At 44.8% G+C, this 22,598-nt stretch carries 18 protein-coding genes, 1 pseudogene and 1 other annotated feature; all 19 genes and pseudogenes read right to left on the bottom strand.

The genetic code is table 11. From position 1 onward, the window contains the following. Positions 1-715 (bottom strand): GTP-binding protein (locus tag NE671_RS09185; RefSeq protein ID WP_173770519.1); only part of this gene is annotated, 715 nt, incomplete at its 3' end. Positions 716-927: 212 nt separating this feature from the next. Next, positions 928-1,161, bottom strand: a complete 234-nt coding sequence (locus tag NE671_RS09180) for a hypothetical protein (protein WP_044962326.1) — start codon at positions 1,159-1,161, stop codon at positions 928-930. A 136-nt stretch (positions 1,162-1,297) separates the two neighbouring features. Further along, a complete protein-coding gene (locus tag NE671_RS09175; protein WP_173740361.1) occupies positions 1,298-2,410 on the bottom strand; it encodes a DUF3878 family protein in 1,113 nt (370 codons plus the stop codon). Beyond that, positions 2,394-3,326, bottom strand: coding sequence for a GTP-binding protein (locus NE671_RS09170; protein WP_173740360.1), 933 nt, complete (start codon positions 3,324-3,326; stop codon positions 2,394-2,396). Before NE671_RS09170 ends, NE671_RS09175 begins: the two co-directional genes overlap by 17 nt. Before the next feature lie 225 nt (positions 3,327-3,551). Continuing rightward, on the bottom strand, positions 3,552-6,884 hold the full coding sequence (locus NE671_RS09165) for a TRAP transporter large permease subunit (protein ID WP_173740359.1): 3,333 nt from the start codon (positions 6,882-6,884) through the stop codon (positions 3,552-3,554). After that, a complete protein-coding gene (locus tag NE671_RS09160; protein WP_015525504.1) occupies positions 6,885-7,388 on the bottom strand; it encodes a TRAP transporter small permease in 504 nt (167 codons plus the stop codon). A gap of 85 nt (positions 7,389-7,473) precedes the next feature. Beyond that, positions 7,474-7,720, bottom strand: a binding site (T-box leader). 86 nt (positions 7,721-7,806) lie between these two features. Next, entirely contained in the window at positions 7,807-9,204 is a 1,398-nt protein-coding gene (locus NE671_RS09155; RefSeq protein ID WP_015525503.1) for an alanine/glycine:cation symporter family protein, read from the bottom strand. A 201-nt stretch (positions 9,205-9,405) separates the two neighbouring features. Beyond that, positions 9,406-10,434, bottom strand: a complete 1,029-nt coding sequence (locus tag NE671_RS09150) for an alpha/beta fold hydrolase (protein WP_173740358.1) — start codon at positions 10,432-10,434, stop codon at positions 9,406-9,408. 212 nt (positions 10,435-10,646) lie between these two features. Next, positions 10,647-11,183 (bottom strand): nitroreductase family protein, encoded by a 537-nt coding sequence (locus NE671_RS09145; RefSeq protein WP_092072068.1) that lies wholly within the window; start codon positions 11,181-11,183, stop codon positions 10,647-10,649. A 232-nt stretch (positions 11,184-11,415) separates the two neighbouring features. Continuing rightward, positions 11,416-12,348: a DMT family transporter gene (locus NE671_RS09140; protein WP_021652647.1), complete on the bottom strand. Its 933-nt coding sequence runs from the start codon at positions 12,346-12,348 to the stop codon at positions 11,416-11,418. A 4-nt stretch (positions 12,349-12,352) separates the two neighbouring features. Beyond that, a complete protein-coding gene (locus NE671_RS09135) occupies positions 12,353-13,444 on the bottom strand; it encodes a hypothetical protein (protein ID WP_227574098.1) in 1,092 nt (363 codons plus the stop codon). Beyond that, entirely contained in the window at positions 13,425-14,159 is a 735-nt protein-coding gene (locus NE671_RS09130) for a class I SAM-dependent methyltransferase (RefSeq protein ID WP_044962204.1), read from the bottom strand. The genes NE671_RS09135 and NE671_RS09130 overlap by 20 nt, the downstream gene beginning before the upstream one ends. A gap of 145 nt (positions 14,160-14,304) precedes the next feature. Further along, positions 14,305-16,278 (bottom strand): bifunctional metallophosphatase/5'-nucleotidase, encoded by a 1,974-nt coding sequence (locus NE671_RS09125; RefSeq protein WP_173740357.1) that lies wholly within the window; start codon positions 16,276-16,278, stop codon positions 14,305-14,307. A gap of 37 nt (positions 16,279-16,315) precedes the next feature. Continuing rightward, positions 16,316-16,729, bottom strand: coding sequence for an EamA family transporter (locus NE671_RS09120; protein ID WP_021652652.1), 414 nt, complete (start codon positions 16,727-16,729; stop codon positions 16,316-16,318). A 58-nt stretch (positions 16,730-16,787) separates the two neighbouring features. Next, a complete protein-coding gene (locus NE671_RS09115; protein ID WP_256137096.1) occupies positions 16,788-18,002 on the bottom strand; it encodes an AI-2E family transporter in 1,215 nt (404 codons plus the stop codon). Between the two features lie 2 nt (positions 18,003-18,004). After that, a complete protein-coding gene (locus tag NE671_RS09110) occupies positions 18,005-20,623 on the bottom strand; it encodes a cation-translocating P-type ATPase (RefSeq protein WP_173740356.1) in 2,619 nt (872 codons plus the stop codon). 438 nt (positions 20,624-21,061) lie between these two features. Beyond that, positions 21,062-21,835, bottom strand: a complete 774-nt coding sequence (locus tag NE671_RS09105; RefSeq protein WP_173740355.1) for a NifB/NifX family molybdenum-iron cluster-binding protein — start codon at positions 21,833-21,835, stop codon at positions 21,062-21,064. A 342-nt stretch (positions 21,836-22,177) separates the two neighbouring features. Beyond that, entirely contained in the window at positions 22,178-22,333 is a 156-nt protein-coding gene (locus NE671_RS09100) for a hypothetical protein (protein WP_173740323.1), read from the bottom strand. Between the two features lie 15 nt (positions 22,334-22,348). Further along, positions 22,349-22,477 (bottom strand): annotated as a pseudogene (locus NE671_RS09095) (AraC family transcriptional regulator); the annotation flags it as partial. Positions 22,478-22,598 lie beyond the last annotated feature (121 nt).

The following is a 22,598-nucleotide window of genomic DNA, read 5'->3' as shown; positions in this document are numbered from 1 at the left end:
ACTCTCCGTCGTGGTGATGGTGATGCTCATGCTCTTCATGATCATGGCCGCAGCCACACTCTCCGTCGTGGTGATGATGATGCTCATGCTCCTCCTCAAGCATCTCCTGCTCCAGGGATACCGGATGCTCCATAACCTCTACCAGCTTCTTACCGTCAAGATTCTCGATCGGAGTTGTAATGATAGCAGCATCCTTATTCAGGCTGCGGAGAAGCTCCAGGGACTCCTGAACCTTTTTCTCACTTGCAATATCGGTACGGCTCATGATGATAGCACCTGCATACTGGATCTGATTATCAAAGAACTCACCGAAGTTCTTCATATACATTTTGCATTTTTTTGCATCAACAACAGTTGTATAGCTGTTCAGTTTAATGTCAACCTCGTCCTGAACACCCTGTACAGCCTTGATAACATCAGAAAGCTTACCAACTCCTGATGGCTCGATCAGGATCCTGTCCGGATCATATTTGGTAACAACCTCTTTCAGAGAGGTTCCGAAATCTCCTACCAGAGAGCAGCAGATACATCCGGAATTCATCTCACGGATCTGGATCCCTGCCTCTTTCAGGAAGCCGCCGTCAATACCGATCTCACCGAACTCGTTCTCGATCAGAACTACCTGCTCACCCTGAAATCCATCCTTCAGAAGCTTTTTGATCAGAGTTGTTTTTCCGGCGCCAAGGAAACCGGAGATAATATCAATTTTAACCATTTTGTATACACTCCTTTTAACGTAGTTTGACCAGGAAGTATTATACCCCCTGGTTGTATCCTGTTATGCTCATGATGACAGAGAAAAAATTACCTGTTTCTGTATCTGCTGTCATTATATCCATTTTACAAAACAGACATTCCTATTCTGCTTTACATTCAGATTAATAGAGGGATGTGAAAAGCTCACATCCCTGAAAATCGTTCTTCCTATCAGCCGTTGATCATAAAGCTCATAAGCTTGTCGATATCCTCTTTCTCTGCTGCAACGATCTCAAGCTCCGGGATCTCACCAGCGGAAAAGATGTTTGCAAGAGATACATACTGGGAAAGCTTGGATTTCAGGTTCAGTCTGTCTCCCTCTCCTGTTACAAGCTCTACTCTGCCCTTGCAGCTGTCAATTACCTCAAAAAATTTATCAATATCTGTAATATGTGTTACTTTCATTTTAAAAGTCTCCTTTCTTATTAAAGGGCTGTTCTTAACTCTTTCCGTTAGATTATACCCCAGTGTTTTTAAAAAAGCAATCCCTGCCGGGCAAAAACACTTCACAGATATTCTCTACGGATCTATATATATTTCGTCATATTTCTTCAATTTCAACGGTACAGTCTTTTCTTCCTTTGTTCCATTTCATGAGATAAACCTTAAATCCCAGAGAATCTCTGGCAATGGTAAACGGTTCTTCCCTGAGTACTTCGGATCCCATCCCCTGCTCTTTCAGCTCTGCCTGCTTTGTCCTGGCTTTTTCTGTAAGAACTCTAAGCTCTTCATCGGCTTCTTTTCCAAAAGAACGATTCCCATATCCGGATGAAGCTTCCCGCAGCTTTTCAGAAAGGCACATCGTTACCTGGATGTGTTTTGTACGGTGAAGCATTCCTGCCAGTTTCCGTGCTACCCATTTAAACGGAAGTTTCCGATAAATTTCAAGCCACCTGACAAAGGTACGGTCTCCTGCCTGCCTTGCGATCTCTCCCATTACCTCAAATGCCTTTTCCGAGGGAATCCACGGATTTTCCTTGGGAACAATATACTTTTCCGGAACAGCCGGATAACAGCAGTAATTCAATGGCGGAAATTCCACCAGTGCAGAAAGCTTCTCCTCCAGAGCGTTGCAGCTGTCCCCGCCTATATAATCATATTTGTCGCGGAGGATCGCCAGCCGATATTCCAGCTGCCGTAAGTATTCATACCCTTCTACCCAGAAATGACCGATCCGGCTGTAATCGTAGAGATGTTTTTCCAGAGACAGGGTTTCAAAAAACAAAGTCACCACCGAATCATCCTGGTGGACCACAAGAATATATTCTCTACCCTGCCGGCTTAAATCTGCCAGGATCTCGCCCTCGTAATCCGGTTTGTATACACCTGTCATACGGGCATTTCCAAAAACAAGAAAGCTTTCTACCGCATCATTCATAAGATACACAAGGCGGATTTCTCCGTTTTTTACATAAGAATCCACTCTGTATATATTGTCATCGGGCTTTTCCGCCATCTCTTCCGAAAAAGCACTCTCTGAAGCTGCTTTCTGATCCTGAGGATCTTCCTCATCATTCACTGCCACCAGTTCAAACTGATCTTCTCCAAGCAGCTCTGCTAGCTTCTGAAAGGTATCTGGCAACTCTTCAAATGCCTTCTCTGAGACATATCTCTCCGGTGCTGTTTTTCCTGCAGTATTATTTCCAGTATCCATCAATTACCTCTTTATTCAGTTTCTCCCCAATAACGATCATGATCTCCTGTCCCAGCTTTGCCGGCCGGATGCAGATCTCATGGCGGGTAGCATTCAGCTCCAGCCACTGTCCATCTTCTTTTCTGAGAAAACCTTTTACGCGAAAAACATCTCCGCAAGATGGATCATTCAGGATCCTTTCTGCAGTTTCATGAAGTTCCTCCTCGCTTTTATGAACGTTCATAAAAAACAGAGAATCAAATCCGCCGCCTTCCGCATAGGATTCCTTCACGTAATCCTCTGCCACATACCCGCAATCCAGGATCTTTTCCAGGTCTGTGTCTGTGAGATCATCCCAGTTTCCGGTGAGAATCTCACTGTCCAGACGGCGCCTGCACTGAATCTGGCCAAGTGCACGGTTGAGATGCGCTTTTGTGCTGCTGATCTCTTCCACCGTGGCTTCCTGGCTCCTGCTCAGTAATACATAGCCTGCATCTGCCACCTCGGAAGCCAGCAGATAATCCGCTTCCGCAGAAAGATCCTCTGCCAGCTTCGCATCCACAATGGCGATCACATTTCCGATCTCATACCATTTATCCAACGGTTCCTCATGGAGGGCGTCAAAGAACTCATCCACATCAAAGATTCCGGATGGTTCTACGATGACACGGTCGTAACCGCACATTCCCATGGCGATCAGCTTTGTCTTAAATCGCCGTCTGTGACAGTCCGCATCACAGCCCCCGGAAACCATCTCCAGCTCACAGTTGTCTCCCATTAGATCCTGAAGCAGCATCATATCCACATTCACTGCCCCGAAATCATTTTCCAAGATCCCGATGTTCATGCCTTTTTTCAGAAGATAGGAGGCATATTTTTTTATAAATGTTGTCTTTCCGGATCCGAGAAATCCGGTTATCAGATCGATCTTTATCATATTTCTTCCTTTACTTTATCAACTCTCCGGAGCATACAGTAAAATAAATGCGAATATATGCTTTACTTATGTTCCGGTCATATTTCAATAATCTCCTGCCCGACAAATGCCGGACTGCTATCAGTATATAATCTTTTTTCCGCAAAGAAAAGAGGCGGTCCTGAAAAATCCTCTCAGAACTGCCTCTTTCCGGCTATTTTATCTTTTTATAAACATATATGAAGATTACTTTGTAAACAGATCTACCAGATCCTGACCATCATTATAGCCCTGTTTTTTCAGTTCCTGAACAAACCAGTCATCTACACCGTCTACTGCTTTCTTAAAGGAATCGATATCCATGTCCTTTTTCTCTGTGAAGGTCACACCGTTTTTGTCTGCCCAGCGTGCTTTGATCTCATCATCACTGGAACGGTTGATGTAACGCTCATACTCAACAGCTTTCTGACCACACTCGTCAACAACAGCCTGCTGCTCCGGTGTCAGCGCATCATAAATATCCTGGTTGATGCAGAAGAACAGGCAGTCATAGATTGCATCCCACATGGAGCAATATGGCTGTACCTCCTGTACACTGGCCGCATCGATGGCGGGCAACGGATTCTCCTCGCCCTCTACCGTATTCTGCTGAAGTGCTGTGTAGGTCTCGGACCAGTTCATATTTGTAGCATCTGCCCCCCATCTCTTATAACACTCCATAAGAAGATTAGAGCCTGCTACACGAACCTTCAGATTCTTCATATCATCTACAGATTTTACCTCATGCTTGCTGTTTGTCAACTCACGAAATCCGTTCTCTGCAATACCCATACAGTGAAGTCCGTAGCCGTTAAGGATCTCCTTCAGCTTGTCTCCGGCCTCTCCGTCAAACTTCGCATCTGCATCATCGTAGGAATCATAGATGAACGGCAGGGATACCACATTGAAGCGTGGATCAAATGCAGAATAGATCAGATTGGAATGCATGGAGATCTGTACCGGGTCTCCGTTCATCAATGCCTGGATTCCCTCGGACTGATTTCCGTTTGTCAGCTGATCCGCTGCGTAAATGTTAACCTTGACCTTTCCTCCGGTAGCCTTTTCCATGAGTTCACCGAACTTACGTCCTCCATCAGCCCAGGTACTTGTCTCCGTTGTGGAGCATGCAAAGTTCCAGGTTGTCTCAGGCCAGTTCAGATCACTGTAATCCTCCACGGTATCTACCGAATCCTCTGTAAACAGATCTACAAGATCCTGTGCATCGTCATAGCCTTCACTCTTAAGCTCCTTTACAAACCAGTCGTCGATTCCGTCTACTGCTTTCTTGAAGGAATCGATATCCATATCCTCTTTCTTTGTAAAGGTCACACCGTTGCTCTTCTCCCAGCGGCTCATGATCTCCTCGTCGCCGGAACGGTTGATATAACGCTCATACTCAACAGCCTTCTGGCCTGCCTCATCAACAACCTGCTGCTGTTCCGGTGTCAGGCTGTCATAGATATCCTGGTTGATACAGAAGAACAGACAATCATAGATTGCATCCCACATGGAGCAGTACGGCTGTACCTCCTGTACACTGGCTGCGTCGATCGCAGGCAACGGGTTCTCCTCACCCTCTACCGTATTCTGCTGAAGTGCTGTGTATGTCTCAGACCAGTTCATATTTGTGGCATCTGCCCCCCATCTCTTATAGCATTCCATAAGAAGGTTGGAACCGGCCACACGAACCTTCAGGTTCTTCATGTCGTCTACTGTTTTTACTTCATGCTTGCTGTTTGTCAGCTCACGGAAACCGTTCTCTGCGATTCCCATACAATGAAGTCCGTACTCACCAAGGATCTCTTTCAGCTTTTCTCCGGCCTCACCGTCAAATTTTGCATCTGCGTCATCGTAAGAATCATAGATAAACGGCAGGGATACTACATTGAATCTCGGGTCAAATGCAGAGTAGATCAGATTGGAATGCATGGAGATCTGTACCGGGTCTCCGTTCATCAGTGCCTGGATTCCCTCGGACTGATTTCCGTTTGTCAGCTGATCTGCTGCGTAAATATTAACCTTGACTTTTCCGCCGGTTGCTTTTTCCATAAGCTCACCAAACTTACGTCCTCCGTCAGCCCAGGTACTTGTTTCAGTTGTAGAGCATGCGAAGTTCCATGTCATCTCCGGCCAGTCAAGATCACTGTAATCCGCGATGGTATTAAAGGAATCACTTCCGTCTCCGGAATCCTTGGAACTCTGGCTTTCTGTGTCAGAAGACTGGTCTCCTGTATAGGAGCCCTCTTTTGCAAGAGCCTTCGGAAGAGCTGTGGAAACAGTCGGAATATAAGTGATGATCAGAAGAACTGCAACGGATGCAGCGATCATCGGCATAACTGCTCTGGAGATCTGCTGAAGAGTAACCTCCAGACCTTTTTTGATCTTGATACTGATGGCAACGAAAAGATTTACACCTACCGGAGGTGTTACCTGTCCGATCGCAAGGTTAACTGTTGCCATAACACCGAATGCTACCACATCATAGCCCAGAGCCTTACATACCGGAAGCATGATCGGTATAAAAATGTACATCGCAGAGTTTGCATCAATGAAGCATCCTGCGATCAGGAAAATGATGTTTACGATCAGAAGGAAGGTAAACTGATTATGTGCAATGCCGGCAAGAAGCTCAGATGCCGCATTTGCAATACCAAACTTGGTACATACAAAAGAGAACAGGGAAGCACTCGCTACGATCAGCATGATTCCACCGGTTGTCTTTGCAGAATCCACAAGAATGTCGAACAGATCTTTGAGCTTAACCTCACGGTAGATCACCATACCAACAAACAGACCGTAAACAACAGATACGGCTGCAGCCTCAGTTGGTGTAAAGATACCGCCGTAAATTCCTCCGAGGATGATAACCGGCATCAGGAATCCCCAGAATGCATCTTTAAATGTATCCCAGCGCTCTTTTGCAGAAGCTTTTTCACGGGATGGCTGAATGTTATGTTTCTTTGCCTCGATCATAACGATGATCACAAGAGCAACACCCATCAGAAGTCCCGGAACGATACCAGCCATAAACATATCTGCAATAGATACCCCTGTGATAGAAGCGTATACAACGAATGCGATACTCGGCGGTATGACAATGGCGATGGAACTGGAGGTTGCCATCAATGCCGTGGAAAACGGTGCGGAGAAACCGCCCTGCTCAACCATAGCCGGGATCAGAACTGCTCCAAGTGCCGCAACCGTTGCAGGACCGGAACCGGAGATCGCTCCGAAGAAGCAGGCTACGATAACACATACAATGGCGATACCGCCCTTTTTATGTCCTACGCAGGTATCTACGAAGTTGATCAGTCGTTTGGAAATACCGGCTTTTGCCATAATGTTTCCGGACAGAACAAAGAACGGGATAGCAAGAAGCAGGAATTTACTGATTCCGGAGTACATATTTGTAGCTACGATCGTCAGAGATGTACCGGAATAAAGGATGGCACATACAGATGACAGACCTAAGCAGATCGCAATGGGAAGTCCCAGGATCAGGAAAACAAAGAAGGAGATAAATAAGATTGCACTGATCATTTATTTGTCCTCCTTTTCATCATCTTTTTTCAGGCAGAAGTCCAAGCAGTACTCAATAAAATGAAGGATCATACAGCCTGCTCCGATCGGCACGAAGGACCAGAAGATCCACTCCGGCCAGTTCAGTACGAAAGTTCTCTTGCCGTTTGCCAGCTGTGTAAGAACTTTGTCCATTCCATATTTAAATAAAATTGCGGAAAAAACAATGCTCAGGACCGTGATCAGGATCACAGATGGTTTTTCCAGTTTTTTCGGAAGACGGTCCGTAACCAGTGTCAGACTTACCAGTCCTCCTTTTTCACGGCAGGCAAGTGCTGCTGCCAAAAGTGTGATGAGAACAAACACCGCTACAACAAGCTCTTCTGTAAAAGACCATGAGCGATGGATGACCTTACGGGAAAATACATTTCCCACAGTCAGCACAAGGATCAGCAATGTGGAAATGACCAGTACGATTTTTTCTACTGCTGCAAGTGCGTTCATGAGTTTTTTGTACACTTTCATACTCTTTCCCCTTTTGTATATTTTTCCGGTTTCAGATCCTTACCGCGTGGTTTAAAATGTTTTTGATAAAAAAAATCCGTCCCCTTTCAGGGACGGATATAAAATTCCGCAACCACCCTGTTTCTCCATTGAAACAAGCACGATTCTGCAACGTACCGGCATACGCGACTTCTGTAACGGGAAGCACCCGTGAAAACCTACTTACTTGTCTGAAACTTTCGGCTTTCCTTCTCAGGGATGATATTCAAGGCAGTTCCGACGCTGCATCACACCAGTCACAGCTCTCTGAAGACGGTTCCTCTGTCTCTACTGATTCCCTTCATGGAATTTACTTCTGTTATGTGTTAACTCTTTAATGAGTTAAACCAATTCTAACTCTGTTTGTTTTGATAGTCAAGTTTTTTTTTCAAAAACTCCTTCAGGCGTTCTTTCCTTCTCCGGCGAAGTACTCCTTCACAAGCTTTACAACCACACCGGAAAGCAGGAATACTGCGATCAGGTTAGGGATCGCCATCAGACCGTTGAAAGTCTCTGCGATACTCCAGAGAAGTCCAAGGTCAACAGTTGCGCCGATGATTGCTACCAGAGAGTACAGTACCATAAAAGGTCTGATAGCTTTTTCCTTAAAAAGGAACTCCGCACATCTGGCTCCGTAAAGTCCCCATCCAATGATAGTGGAAAATGCGAAGCAGCACATGGCAACTGCTGTAAAGATGGAAACCCAGTTTCCGTATGTACTGGTAAAACCGCTGATGGTAAGCTCCGCTCCTGCTGCTGCGCCATAACCAACCGGCACCCCGCTGCAAAGGATGACAAGCGCTGTCAGCGTACAGATCACGATCGTGTCCGTGAATACCTCAAAGATCCCGAAAAATCCCTGTTTTACAGGTTTTCTGGTGTCTGCACAGGCATGTGCGATGGAACCGGTACCAAGACCTGCCTCATTGGAAAAAATACCTCTGGAAACACCTTTTTTCATACTCATGAAAAAGCTTCCTACTACGCCGCCTGTCACAGATGCCGGATTAAATGCCCCTCTGATGATAGCGCTGAAAACACCCGGAACATTTTTCCAGTTGATGATAACTACACCGACGGCAAGAATAATATAAAACAATGCCATAAACGGTACCAGCTTTTCTGTAACCTGGCCGATCCTTTTGATTCCGCCAAGCAGGATCATTGCCACAAGGATCGCAAGGATGATCCCCATAACAAGGTTTACCGTAGAAGTATTGTCTGCAGCGATCACATTGTAATTGATCAGTGCAGAATCAATAGCTGTTGTAATGGTATTAACCTGGGTTGCATTTCCGGTTCCGAAAACAGTAAGCACACCAAAAGCGGAAAACAGATATGCCAGCCAGTGCCAGTGTTTTTTTAGACCATTCTTAATGTAATACATTGGTCCTCCAACCAGATCTCCATTGGCATTGGTTTCGCGGAAATGTACCGCAAGTGTTACTTCTGAAAACTTTGTACACATTCCAAGAAGTGCAGAAATCCACATCCAGAATACGGCTCCCGGTCCTCCGATGGCAATAGCACCTGCCACACCTGCAATGTTTCCCGTTCCCACGGTAGCAGCTAACGCCGTACAAACAGCCTGAAACGGTGTCAGACTTCCATCGGAAGCTTCTCTTTTCCGAAGCATACGTCCGATAGTGACCCTGATGGCATAGGGAAATTTCCGAATCTGGAGAAAATTCGTGCGGATACTTAAATAAAGACCTACACCAATAATACAGATCATCGCAGGAACGCCCCAGATAAAATTGTTTACGGCAGCATTCACTGATTCAATAACAGATAACATTCTATAATCCTTCCCTTATTTAATTTTGTCTTTTTGGATTGTACGTTTGTCTGTACAAAAAGACGATTCGTTAGATTATATCACATTTTTTGTCGAATGTATAAGAGAAAAGCTTTATAATTTTACTATGATAAAGAAAGAAAGTGAATAAAAGCTGCCAATCCTGTTGTTAAATATGTGATATACCTGTAGTAAAAATACTTATCTGTGATCAATATCATTTTCCGTATCGTCTAGGAATGTAAATATATATCCCCAGTATTTCTCCAGGATCTTACCTCTGCTTCCATAGATCTCATGCTTTGTTCCAATCATATGGATATAATCACAGCTTGTTTTTCCCTGGCGATTGATCTTTCCGGCAAAATTTTTCAGGGCACGGACAGACACCAGATCTTCAGTCTGGGCCTGGATGAGCAGCATTGGTGCCGTATATTTTTTCCATCCGTAGAGACGCAGATACCAGCTCATTTCCGCAGAAGCCCAGAGCCAGCCGTAGGATGGAGACCAGGTCTGGAGCTCCTTATGTTTTGCACGGAGATTTTTGTATCGCTCGTATCTTGGTTTTGATGTTGCGGAGCTTGTCTCAAAAGAACCGCTGCCATCGTAAGGCTTTCGGCCAACTACATATTCCTCATCTTTTCCGAAAATGCATTTCTCCAGAGCTATGCCGGTGGCTGCCGGCCACGGAACATTATCTGTAAGAGGACGGATCATCGGAGAAGAAAGGATCACCTTGTGAAACCAGTCCGGCTCCCAGGCTGCAGCAATACCACCGATGGCACCACCCATGGAATGTGCATACAAGTTAAGTGACAGATCCGGATGTGCTTTCTTTATGTAGCGGCATGCTTTCAGAAAATCGCGGATATATCTTCTCCATGTATCGATGTGGACCAGAGACGGGTCTGCGGTAAGACGATAGCTGCGGCCATGGCCGCAATGCTCCGGAATATATACATGATAGCCTTCCTTAAGAAAATAATAGGCCACTTCATCATATTTTACTGCTGATTCTGTGAATCCGTGGCTGATGACTACCACACCTTTAGGCATATCAATATCAGACAGATACTGCAGCATATGGATCTTACCTGTGATCCGTTTGCTTTCGTTACGAAACGGATAATCCGCACCCGGTACATAAAGTTCCCTTCTGTGAGACAGAAGATATGGCATTACGATATTTTTCATGGTTTCTTCGTATTCATTTTCATGTATGATCTGCATATTGGTTAAAAACCTCCCTTGCTTTTACTGTATTGCTTTTTTGCTTCTCCCAAACTCTGCTTTTCAAAACCCTTCCATGTTGTCACAGCTGTTTTCTTACAGGATAACAGAATTCACTCCTCCAGGCAATCCTTTTCAGACCATTTTGCTCTTTAACTTCCATTAAAAAATGCCCGAACATTTTGATATGTACCGGGCATTTCTTCTATTATTTAATAAAATCTCACAATATCTTCCACATCTTTACGTTTCGGTCTTGCAGGCTCTTCGGCTGCTTTTCCGATGGCGATCACTGCCACTACCGTTTCTGTTTCCGGAATGGAAAGGATCTCACGGAGCTTGTCTCCGGCACGAAGTCCCATGATCAGGGTTCCATATCCAAGCTCCTTTGCCTTCAGGATCAGATTCTCGTTCTGAAGTCCCAGATCATAGCAGCCCCAGCCGTTTCCAAGCTCATTATCCGGTGTTCCGTCTTTCTGAAATCCGGCATGGTTATGTACAAAGGTTGTAACGATCAGGGAGGCATTCTCTGCTTTTGCCTGGTTCATTTCCGGCAGACATTCTCTGCTGACCTTCTCCACCATCTCTTCGGACATTACACAATAATATCTTCCGGTCTGGGAGTTTTTCCAGCTGGGTGCTTCCTGAGCGGCCCGGATCACTGCAAGAAGATCTTCTTTTGTGATCCTGCTCTCCGGGCTGTATTTACGGATGGTCCTTCTCTCTTCGATCAGTTTCTGAAATTCCATATTTTTCCTCCTTATCTGTCCGGTGCAGGATCTGCTTCCGAATCCTGCAGTTATTCCGGCACGGATTTTTATGTTCACACTTTTTATGGAGCCATTTTAACACAATGCCGTATTGAAATCAATTTCAAAACCCCGGCATCGTTACTGTTCATTCTGCGACCGTTACTGTTCACTCCGTTCTCAGCAACACGCTTCAAAAAATATTGCCTGGGAACAATAACTGCAATACCACTTATGAAGATTTTTTTTGATTTACCACATAAATTCCCACACAGACAAGAAACAGTGCGATGAGACTTCCCATATTAAATGCCTGACGTACCTCTCCCAGAACCAGTGCAGACAGGATCACACTGAACAAAGGATTTACAAAACCAAAGATCGCTACCCTGGATACATCATTCCAGGCAAGCAGCACTGACCACAGTGTATAGGCCACTGCAGACACCATTGCCAGATAAAAGATGATCCCGATACCGGCGGCATTTACCACTCCGAAATGTCCTCCCATCCCTTTTCCGATCAGGAACAGAATGATCCCGCCCATGGTAAACTGCGTTCCGCTGAGTACCACCGGAGATACCTTTCTGGAAAAAATATTGATCAGCACCGTGGACATTCCGTAAGAAAACTGCGCGATCAGAATAAATCCTTCTCCTGTAAGCCTAAAACCTGCATCCAGAGAATTTCCCATGAGATTGATCACGACCACGCCGGCAAAACCGAGGATACAGCCGAGCATCTTTCGCCCGGTCATTTTTTCCTTGTGAAAAACAAGGCAGGACAGCAGGATCGCAATAAAATTCCCAAGACCTGTGATAATAGCGCCTTTTACACCGGAGGTATGTGCCACACCTATATAAAAGAAGAAATACTGACATACCGTCTGAGCCATACATACAGGCACCGCATATTTCAGAACAGTTCGATCCGGAAGCAGAACCTTGCGCTCACGCAAAGATGCAAAGATCAGTACAAGGATTCCTGCCAGTGCAAAACGCACTCCTGCAAAAACGATCTGACTTGCCGTATCTGCAGAATCCATCTGCATCAGACGGTATCCTGTCTTGATCAGCGGGATCGCACTCCCCCAGAGAAGACAGCAGACGCAGGCAAGCGCTGCCACCACCCAGGTTTTTTTTAATATTGTTTTTGTTTGTTCCATTTGTTTATTCTCTCTTTCTCAAAACTTCTTCCATCTGACTGATCACAGCTTTTATTTCATTTATTGCACTGATACTTACGTCCCGGAAATCAAGCTTTTTCCCCTTTCCGTATAATTCCGCCTCATAAGCGCTGGCTTTCTCTTCATCTTTATCCTTGTATCGGGCTTTTCCGATCAGCCAGGCACTGGAATCCGCACAGTCCGGATATTCCGTATTTCCCCGGATCAGAAAATCCTCTGAAGCTTCCGTCAATGCTGTTTTCAGTTTTTCTGCTTTATCCAGAAATTCTTCCGTTGTCTGCGGATAATGTTCTTTTATATAGAGGAGATTTTTATGAATACAGGTGGCACTTTTTTCCATTAGTTTCCGTTCTTCCGGATCTTTGAAATTATCATATTCCCCAGGCCGGACTTCCCATCCGCGGATGGATTTGCTTAATTCCATCAGCCAGTATACATGACGGGAAATATCGTCCGGAAACATAAAATACGTAGAAAATTCATGATCGATCATAGGTGCAAGACTTATGATCCCGCCATCTTTATCACAGAGAAATGCTACATTTTCATAATGATAATTCTGGTCTCCCTTCAGGACAGAGATCAGTACCTGCATGGCAAGCTGTTCCGCCATTTCCTGATGCTCCTGCAAAAAATCAGCTTCAAAAATATCTCTATAATCATAAAACATCTGGCAATAGTTTACATAATTATCTATATCTACCTTTTCATCCGGATATTTCCTGAAAAACTCCAGAAGATTCAAAAGGGATTCCCCTTCTTTATAGGCCATGGGTACTGCCGTTCCGTAGTCAAGATATTTTTCATTTACTGCCTCATACCCTTCACAGATGGCCAGTTCATATCTGGGCGCAGGCATAAAATATTCATTAATGATCGTTGACCAGAACACCTCTGCATAAGCATACAGTGGCGTGGAAAATGGTTTGGATTTCGTCAGTGGCTTGAAAATCATATTTCCAGGAAATATGGGGAAATGTTTTTCCCCGCTTACCACGCCTACAGCTTCAGACTTAAGATTTCCGATTCGATTTTTGTATTGATAATGTCTGACTTTATAATACATAGCAGTCATATCGTATTGCCTTCCCCTTCAATGTATAAGACGGCTCCCGGCCGGCAAGACATTCACTTTTCAGCGGACGCTTGACGATGATCTTATCCGGATTTGCTCTGATAGCTGCATCAAAAAGATCCTTTTCCCCGGAACACGGTGGTTCCAGCTTCTGGATCAATTGAAGTTTCTTGTTGATCAGGCTGGATTTCTGTCTTGCCGGAAACATGGGATCCAGATAGATCACGTCTACAGGATCAAGAAGCTTTGACATACCTTCTACACTGTTTCCCTCGATTACCTTCATACGACCGGCAATATCTTTCAGATCCATATTTTTCTTGGCACGGCGAATGGCATCTTTAAGAAGGGCTGCAATCACCGGATTCTGCTCGTACAGCGTCACCTCATAGCCCTGGGCTGCCAGAAGAAAGGCATCCTCACCCATTCCTGCCGTAGCATCGATGGCCTTCCTTCCCTCCTTATCTGACTTCACCGCCTTCACCAGCATCTCATGCTGAAGTCTGCCTCTGGTAACTCTGTGAAGCATCGTCTCCACAAAATCCCCCTGATAGGTCAGCCCGAAACCGGACAGCGAAACGCCCCTGGAATCAAACCGCACCGTCAGAAAATCTCCCGGCTTATCCTGAAGCTGCGCTCCGGTCCTCCTGCAAAAGGCTTCCGCCATATCTCTCTGTCCGCCCTTTCCAAGACAGACTGCGATTTTATCATTCATTTCCTGATTCTCTCTTTCATGACTCTTTTTCATAAACTCTTTCATTCTACAATTTTACAAAAAAAATTGCAATTCATCTCAATAAAAGCTGCCGCTTTGCGATCTATCAACCGCTAAAGCGACAGCTTTCTTCTCAGCCGTATATTTATTTTGAATTTCTCTTTCCTTTTCTGACTTTGATCCTGCGGATCATCCTTCGGATCAGAAATACCACAAGCACAATGATCACGATAAAGATCAGACAAATACCTGCGATCATTGCCGAAAACTTATTCGGCTGCTTCACCAGATCAATGATATTTCTGCTGTCCTCCACAACCTTACGTCCATGTGTCGTCTCATAATATTCCGGCACATTGGCAATTCCGTCGCCGTCTGTATCCGCAAAGGACTGCATATATCTTGCGATCGCATCCCAGGCCTTTAATTCCCTGTCATCCTCCATGATCGCCTGATCTTCCAGATTTTCAATGGGATTCCCATCCCTGTCCTTCGGTTCAAGAGACAGCAGTCCATAGGACATTTTCATCACAGAACCAAGCATCTGGCCGGTATACAGATCTGTCACAACATGATACAGCTTGTCATCCTGGATCTCGATCCGCTCTCCGTCTGCCCTGGTGAGATAACAATCTGTCACCTTATTCAGGATCATCCGATGTGGATTGTATGCAAAATTCAATCCACTGCAATATAACCTTGCCGTTGTCATAAAATCCGATACAGAAGCGTCCACCTCCGCTGCCAGCTTCAGCTCTTTTCCGGTCAGGTATGCACTGATCAGCGGATATCCGGCAACACCATCCTTTCCGATTCCCAGTGAAAAGGAATTAAAAACATCCTCTACTGTGATATCGCCCTTTGTGTATGTATCCCGCACGGTTCCGCTTGGAACAACGGCAACATCAACCGGATCACCATCATAATACTCGGAATTTTCCACTGCATATATGTATGCATCGGACATGATATCACCAAGATTCAACTCTTCGTGCTTCGTGCCCATTTCTTCCAGACTGTTGAATTCAACATCATTTTCAGCAAGAACCTCTTCCCTTGTATAGCCGAAATCGGCAAGATAATTCTTATCCACCGTATCCATCAGGGCATCGATCTGTTCCTGTGTCGCCTGGTCCGGTTTTACATCCTCAGAAACAGGGATCAGCTCATAGGATGTCAGCTCCCACCGTCCGTCCTGTTTCTGTGTCATGGAAAGTGATCCCAGATTTCTTCCGTATTCGCCGCAGGATACGATATATGTGTTCCCATGCTGAATTGCCTCTTTCAGCTCTGTGTGCGTATGTCCGCTGATGATCAAGTCGATATCCGGCACCTCTTTTGCAAGGATCTCATCCTCCGATTTGTTCTCATCCTCCCAGGTTCCTCCATGGGACACACAAGCGATCATATCCACTTTTTCATTTTTTCGGATCTCTTCTACCGTCTGTTTTACGGCCTCAACCGGATCCTTGAACTTTAATTCACAGGTCGGTGCACATTCCAGGGCATCCTTACCGAACACACCGACTACCGCAGCCTTTACATCTCCTTTTTGAACTACTACATAATCCTTCACACCGTAGGCTTCAAATGCCGACCGGATCTGCTTCTGACCATCGCTTAATCCATCCTGCTCCATGCTGTCCCAGTCCACGTTGCACACTACCAGTGCCGGCACTGTCTCACCGGAAGCCTTCGCAGCCTCCAGCATATTTGCCAGTCCCTTTGAACGATAATCATATTCATGATTCCCCAGAGTCGTCACATCATACCCCAGATATCCCAGCATCCGAAGCTCTGCCGCCTCCGTTTCGTATACGGTCTGGATCAGTGTTCCCATGGAAAAATCGCCGCCATCCAGCACCAGGGTGTCCGGATCTTCCTGCTTCTTTTCATCGATCAGGGTTTTGATCCTTGCAAATCCGCCAACTTCTTTTTGCTCTCCATCTACGATGGTTGAAAAGCTGTTCAAATGCGAATGTGTATCATGGCTGAACAAAACATCGATCTGCTTTGTCTCGGCTGCTTCCACCGGGACATTCCATGCAAGAGGAAGCAGCAATGCAGCAATAAGCATGATCGCCAGCAGCTTTGCTGAAATTTTCTTTCGTGTTTTCATAACACTCTCCTTTTGTATATAGTTTTCTTATGCCTTTTTACAAAACCATCAATAATGTTCCCACACCGATCAAAATACATCCCATCATCGATTTTGCTGTGAATTTCTCATGCAAAAAAACAAATGCCAGTACCAGTGTGATCACAACACTCAGCTTGTCTATCGGCACAACCTTGGATGCATCGCCTATCTGCAGAGCACGATAATAGCATAACCACGAAGCACCCGTTGCCAGACCTGAAAGGATCAGAAACAGCCAGCTTTTTTTGCTGATCGCTGCGATCCCGCCCTGGGTATTTGTGAGGAAAACCATTCCCCACGCCATAACCAGCACCACCATCGTTCGAATCGCTGTTGCAAGATTCGAATTAACACCGGCAATACCTATCTTGGCCAGTATGGAGGTCAGCGCCGCAAATACAGCAGACAGCAAGGCAAACACAAACCACATAGTAACTCCCCCCTTAAATATAAGATCTTCTTAACTATCCCAATACAAGTCCATCATATCATTTCCCCTCTGATATGTCACTATTTACAATTTCCTCCGCCGTATATTCCTCTATTTCTGTCTTTGTCACCTGTTTGATATGCTTTTTCTTCAGGCGCAGATATACGAATTCCCGAAAGATAGTATAGAACACGGAAAGCAGCGGAATGAAAACAAGCATACCTACAATTCCCATAAGGTTTCCGCCGATCGTAACTGCTGCAAGAACCCAGATCGACGGAAGTCCTACGGATTCACCCACAACATGAGGATAGATCAGATTTCCCTCGATCTGCTGCAGCACCAGAAATACTATAATAAATAAAATTGCCTGTTTCGGATTTACCATAAAGATCAGAAAGCTTCCCACCGCACACCCGATGAAGGCCCCGAAAATCGGAATCAATGCGGTAAACGCAATCAAAACTCCGATCAAAAGTGCATATGGCATCCTCAAAATACTCAGTATCACAACAAACATGCAACCGAGAATCACAGCTTCCAGACACTGACCTGCAAGAAAATTTGCAAATGTCCGATAAGTCAGAGAACAGACTTTAAGAAAAGCATCTGCCTTTTTCTTTGGGAGAAAGGCAAAAAATACTTTTCGGATCTGCACATGCAACTTCTCCTTCTGAAAAAGGACATAGCAGGCAAATGAAAAAGCAATAAAAAAGGTTGCCAATCCACTGACTATGGAACCCACTGCTGACATTGTAGTATTCATCATATTTCCTGCACCGTTTCCAAGAAGGCTTATCCCCCACTTGATCGCCTGATCCGGATTAAACTGTACCTGATCTACCAGCTTCATGATTTCCTGGTTATTATGGGAAAATTCCCGGATCCAGCTTTGCATCTGCGGAATAAAATCAGCGATGCTCATCATCAGAGTTCCCATTGTCCGCGTAAGCTGCGGGATCACCCCGAACATTACCAGGGCGATCACCCCTACTGCCAATATGATCGTAAGAAGCAGACTTATCGGTCTTGCCAGTTTTTCAACTGCCTTATTTTCTTTTTTTACCCTTCCAAAGATTTTCTTTTCCAAAAAGCTCATTGGCACATTAATCATAAAAGCGAGCGCCCCGCCAAGTACAAAAGGAAATGCGATCCCCCATATTGCTTTCAGCACATCGAGCACCACATCAAACTTCCACAGGGCGACCACAAGAAATGCTGTAAACACAATAAGCTCCCGGATTTTTTTTACAGATATTTTACTTATATCCACTATCATTCTCCTCTTTTTCTTAATTTCATGCGTATCCATTTAAGCAGCTGAATGATCGGAAGACTTGCAAACGCATACAGATATACACAGCCAAGCTGCATCAGATCCAGCGTCTCTACTTTAAACAGGAGATGAAATCCCGGAACCGTCAGTACAACGGTAATGAGTACTGCCCCAAGTGCAAATGCTCCCTGAAGCCATTTATTATTAAAGAAACGTTTTGTAAAGATAACCGGATGATCCGATTTGCAGTTGAATCCATGGAACAAACGTGCCAGACAAAGTGTTCCGAAGGCATAAGTACTGCCAAGCAGTGCACCATTCTGATGATATCCTGTCAAAAATCCTATCATCGTCACCATACCGATCACCAGTCCTTCCAGACCGATTTTACCAAGAAAATCCTTTGTCAGTATTGACTCGTCTGCTGATCTTGGTTTCTCATTCATCACCTCACTGCTGTGCGGCTCCACGCCTAATGCGATCGCCGGAAGGCTGTCTGTCAAAAGATTGATAAACAGCAGATGTACCGGTGCAAAGGGAACCGGAAGTCCTGCAAGGGATGCACAAAGAACTGCCAGGATGGCACCAAAGTTTCCTGACAGAAGAAACTGGATCGCATACTTGATATTCTGATATAAATTTCGTCCGTTTTCCACTGCTTTTACAATTGTTGCAAAATTATCATCTGTAAGCACCATTGCTGCGGCATCCTTTGCGACCTCGGTTCCGGTCACTCCCATTGCAACACCAATATCTGCCTGCTTCAATGCCGGAGCATCATTCACACCGTCTCCGGTCATTGCCACGATCATCCCCTTCTCCTGCCATGCACGGACAATACGGATCTTGTGCTCCGGTGACACTCTTGCATACACAGAAATATTCGGGACAAACTCCTTCAGCTGCTCATCACTCATATTTTCAATATCAGCACCTTCGCAGGCCTCTGACAGATCATGTAGGATCCCGATCCTTTTTGCGATTGCCGCTGCTGTGATCTTATGATCTCCCGTGATCATGACCGGCCGGATCCCCGCTTTTATACATTCTGCAACTGCAGCCTTTGATTCTTCCCTCGGCGGATCCATCATAGCGATCAGGCCAAGAAATACCAGATGATTCTCATCTTCTGTCGTCAATACATGCTTCTCCGGAATTTCACGATAGGTAAATGCCAGTACCCGTAACCCTTCCATTGAAAATTCCTGATTCTGGCGCCGGATCTTTTCTTTATCTGCTTCTGTGATTTCCCGAACTCCGTCCTTTGTCCAGATCCTGTCTGTCAGCTCCAGAAGCCGGTCAACCGCACCTTTTACGATCATCCGGTTCTCATCATCAATTCTGTGAAGTGTTGACATCATCTTACGGTCACTGTCAAAGGGAAGCTCTCCTTCCCTTGGATAAAGCTTTCTTACACCAGCAGCCTCGATTCCGTACCGGCTGCCCAGATTGATCAATGCCGTTTCCGTCGGATCTCCGATCTCCACTCCATTTTCATTTGTTGAATCATTACATAAAATGCTGTAGTCCAAAAGACATCTCTGCGCCGGATCTGCTACATCAATTGCATCTGCTGTGATTCTTTTTCCATCAATATAATAATCTTCTACTGTCATTTTATTCTGTGTGAGTGTTCCGGTCTTATCCGAACAGATAACAGATACGCTTCCAAGACCTTCCACAGCCTGGAGCTTACGAATGATCGCGTGCTCCTTTGCCATCTTCTGTGTTCCGAAAGAAAGGACGATCGTCACGATGGAGCTTAAAGCTTCCGGAATCGCTGCGACTGCAAGTGCTACTGCAAACATAAATGCACTGCTGATCTTCTCACCGCGGAATACACTGATCGCAAACAGAATTCCGCAAAATATCAGGATCAGAATGGAAAGCTTCTTTCCAAAATCATCCAGATTCGCCTGAAGTGGCGTCTGTTTTTCCGAAGTCGATTTCAGAAGTCCCGCAATCTTTCCAACCTCTGTCTGCATTCCTACATTCGTTACAACCGCTCTGCCACGCCCATATGTGACAAAGCTTCCGGAAAACAGCATATTTGTCCGATCACCAAGCGGGGCTTCCTCCAAAATAATGTCTATACTCTTTTCAACCGCAAGACTTTCTCCGGTAAGGGCACTTTCATCGACCTTAAGACTTGCATTTTCAATCAGTCTTCCATCGGCCGGGATCATATCACCTGCTTCAAGAAGGATCACATCTCCTACAACCAGTTCTCTTGCCGGGAGCTGTACCGCCACACCATCACGTAATACCTTTGCCTCCGGTCCGGAAAGCTTCTTTAAGCTCTGCAGGGACTGCTCAGCCTTTACTGTCTGCACAGTTCCCAAAATCGCATTGATCGTAATAACGATCACGATAACTGCTGCACTTTCCACATCTCCAAGCATACCGGATATCACTGCCGATGCGATCAGGATCAGCACCAGAAAATCCTTATACTGTTCAAAGAAGATCTGCAAAATACTTTTTTTCTTTCCTTCTGCGAGCTCATTCCATCCGCACTTCTCTCTGGACCGTCTGACCTGTTCATCGGTAAGCCCTGATTCCCTGCTTTCCACACGCTCGAGAACTTCTTCTGCTGTCTGCTGATAAATTTCTTTCATTACCTTTGCCTCCTTTTTTGCAAATATTCACCAACTGTAATTTTTTTATGCAATAAAGGATTTTTTTGATAAAAGGATATAAAAAAAGAAACCCTTATTGCACAACAAAAAATGCAATAAAAGTCTCACCATTTCCCTGCAGCGCCGGATGTTTCCACCGTACTGACGACACTGCAAACGCAGATTTCCAAACGTAGGTTACTCCCCTTTATCAGTTTTAATAGTATAACAGGATCGGTACCTCTGTCAAGATACTTTATAAATCACACCTTGCAAATATGATACTCCGGTAACAGAAAAACTCCCATCAGTACCCACGCGATCAGTGTGCTGCAAAGGACTGCGGAGCCATGAATGCAGGAGAACCGGGCATGATCGGGAGCAGCAATATGGCGACAGCGATCACGCAGCCGCCCATTGCCAGTTTTACTATTCTTCTTAATGACAGCTATGGCTTCCACATCCATGCTCGCCACATGTATGTCCTTCCCCGTGGCTATGCTCGTGATGAGAACATTTCACATCCGGATTATACTCCAGTGTTTCATTGATAAACGCTTCTACTGCTTCATCCGCATCTCCGGAAACTCCTCCGAAAAGCTTAATGCCGGCTGCCGCTAACGCTGTCTGTGCACCGCCTCCGATTCCGCCACAGATCAAAACATCTGCATTCAATGCTTTAAGAACTCCTGCCAATGCACCATGTCCGCTTCCATTCGTATCTACTACTTCTGAATGTACTACTTTTCCTTCCTCTACATCATAAATCTTAAATGTCTCTGTGTGTCCAAAGTGCTGGAAAATCTGTCCATTTTCATACGTTACTGCTATTCTCATGATACCTTCTCCTTTTTCTGCTGCATATTTTTGATGAATCTCCTGCTTGTAACATCCTCCAAGTCCACAGTTACTGCTCTGACCATCACAGATTTTGAAATCTCCACCTTCAATTTTAAGCGGATATCCATCAATGAGTGCATCTGCTATTTTCTTCCTGGCAATCTCATAAATTCGTTGAACAGTTGTTCTTGCTACTTGCATAGATACTGCGCACTGCTCCTGACTATAACCTTTCTTGTCCAAAAGGCGGATGGTTTCATACTCATCTACCGTCAGAACAATAGGTGTTTTTTTCTCAGTATCATCTGCCGGAAAGAATTCTAAAACATTGGGGAAATGGCAAACTTTTCTGCATTTTACTGGTCTCGGCATAAACTGCTCCTTTCTTGCTTTGCTTAAATGATAGCTCTATAAAAGGCATATGTCAATAATATTTTTGACATATGCCCATATAACTCAGCTAATAGTATTACTTAACCACATCTTTACACTTTTTCATCTTCTGCTTCTGGCGGCGTCCCTTATAATTCTTTTTTATCATTTCTGCATCCTTTCTTCTTTCCCAAAAAGGCCTCCCGGAAATGCCTTTTTTATTTTTCACTATGTCCTTTCGCACCCCTTTTTGACACTTTTTTCGTAATTTCATTTGTCAAAACCGGGAAGGCTTTATCCATAAGATATCGAGATAATCCGGCTGCAACAGACTATCCTTTTTTATCCTTTTTTCGGACAATCTTTCCGCGCCCCTCTTTTTTTCTGTTCACTTTTTAAATCTCTTTTTCTTTTTTTCACAGACCTTTGATGCCTGATTTTTGGCTTAGTTAAGCCTTTTTCAAGGTTTCTTTTGGGGTTCTCTTCTCTTTTTTTCATTAAAAAAGCCCTGTTAACGAATGTATTCCGATAGTCACTCGGTGATATTTTATATCTTTCCTTGAAAACTCGGTTAAAGGTTCTTTGGCTTTCAAAACCACATTCAAAACATATATTAGTTATAGTATCCTGTGTATTTTCCAATGCAGCAAGCAATACTGAATACAATAGAGTATGGATTAACCAATGCAAGGATTACACGAAATCAAATGGCGGAGCTTTTTGACCGTGATGTAAAAACCATCGGAAAACATATTAACAATGC

The organism is Blautia sp. DFI.9.10, assembly GCF_024461705.1.
In the GTDB taxonomy this organism is placed as follows: Bacteria; Bacillota; Clostridia; order Lachnospirales; family Lachnospiraceae; genus Blautia_A; species Blautia_A fusiformis.
This window is presented reverse-complemented; position numbering and strand designations above follow the sequence as displayed.

Excerpts from the sequence above, each read along its gene's own strand:
- NE671_RS09150 (WP_173740358.1), bottom strand. The coding sequence starts at position 10,434 with ATGCAGATCATACATGAAAATGAATACGAAGAAACCATGAAAAATATC.
- NE671_RS09135 (WP_227574098.1), bottom strand. The coding sequence starts at position 13,444 with ATGACTGCTATGTATTATAAAGTCAGACATTATCAATACAAAAATCGA.
- NE671_RS09165 (WP_173740359.1), bottom strand. The coding sequence starts at position 6,884 with ATGATCAGTGCAATCTTATTTATCTCCTTCTTTGTTTTCCTGATCCTG.
- NE671_RS09120 (WP_021652652.1), bottom strand. The coding sequence starts at position 16,729 with ATGTGGTTTGTGTTTGCCTTGCTGTCTGCTGTATTTGCGGCGCTGACC.
- NE671_RS09180 (WP_044962326.1), bottom strand. The coding sequence starts at position 1,161 with ATGAAAGTAACACATATTACAGATATTGATAAATTTTTTGAGGTAATT.
- NE671_RS09175 (WP_173740361.1), bottom strand. The coding sequence starts at position 2,410 with ATGGATACTGGAAATAATACTGCAGGAAAAACAGCACCGGAGAGATAT.
- NE671_RS09155 (WP_015525503.1), bottom strand. The coding sequence starts at position 9,204 with ATGTTATCTGTTATTGAATCAGTGAATGCTGCCGTAAACAATTTTATC.
- NE671_RS09105 (WP_173740355.1), bottom strand. The coding sequence starts at position 21,835 with ATGCCGAGACCAGTAAAATGCAGAAAAGTTTGCCATTTCCCCAATGTT.
- NE671_RS09130 (WP_044962204.1), bottom strand. The coding sequence starts at position 14,159 with ATGAATGATAAAATCGCAGTCTGTCTTGGAAAGGGCGGACAGAGAGAT.
- NE671_RS09170 (WP_173740360.1), bottom strand. The coding sequence starts at position 3,326 with ATGATAAAGATCGATCTGATAACCGGATTTCTCGGATCCGGAAAGACA.
- NE671_RS09160 (WP_015525504.1), bottom strand. The coding sequence starts at position 7,388 with ATGAAAGTGTACAAAAAACTCATGAACGCACTTGCAGCAGTAGAAAAA.
- NE671_RS09110 (WP_173740356.1), bottom strand. The coding sequence starts at position 20,623 with ATGAAAGAAATTTATCAGCAGACAGCAGAAGAAGTTCTCGAGCGTGTG.
- NE671_RS09145 (WP_092072068.1), bottom strand. The coding sequence starts at position 11,183 with ATGGAATTTCAGAAACTGATCGAAGAGAGAAGGACCATCCGTAAATAC.
- NE671_RS09100 (WP_173740323.1), bottom strand. The coding sequence starts at position 22,333 with ATGAAAAAAAGAGAAGAGAACCCCAAAAGAAACCTTGAAAAAGGCTTA.
- NE671_RS09125 (WP_173740357.1), bottom strand. The coding sequence starts at position 16,278 with ATGAAAACACGAAAGAAAATTTCAGCAAAGCTGCTGGCGATCATGCTT.
- NE671_RS09140 (WP_021652647.1), bottom strand. The coding sequence starts at position 12,348 with ATGGAACAAACAAAAACAATATTAAAAAAAACCTGGGTGGTGGCAGCG.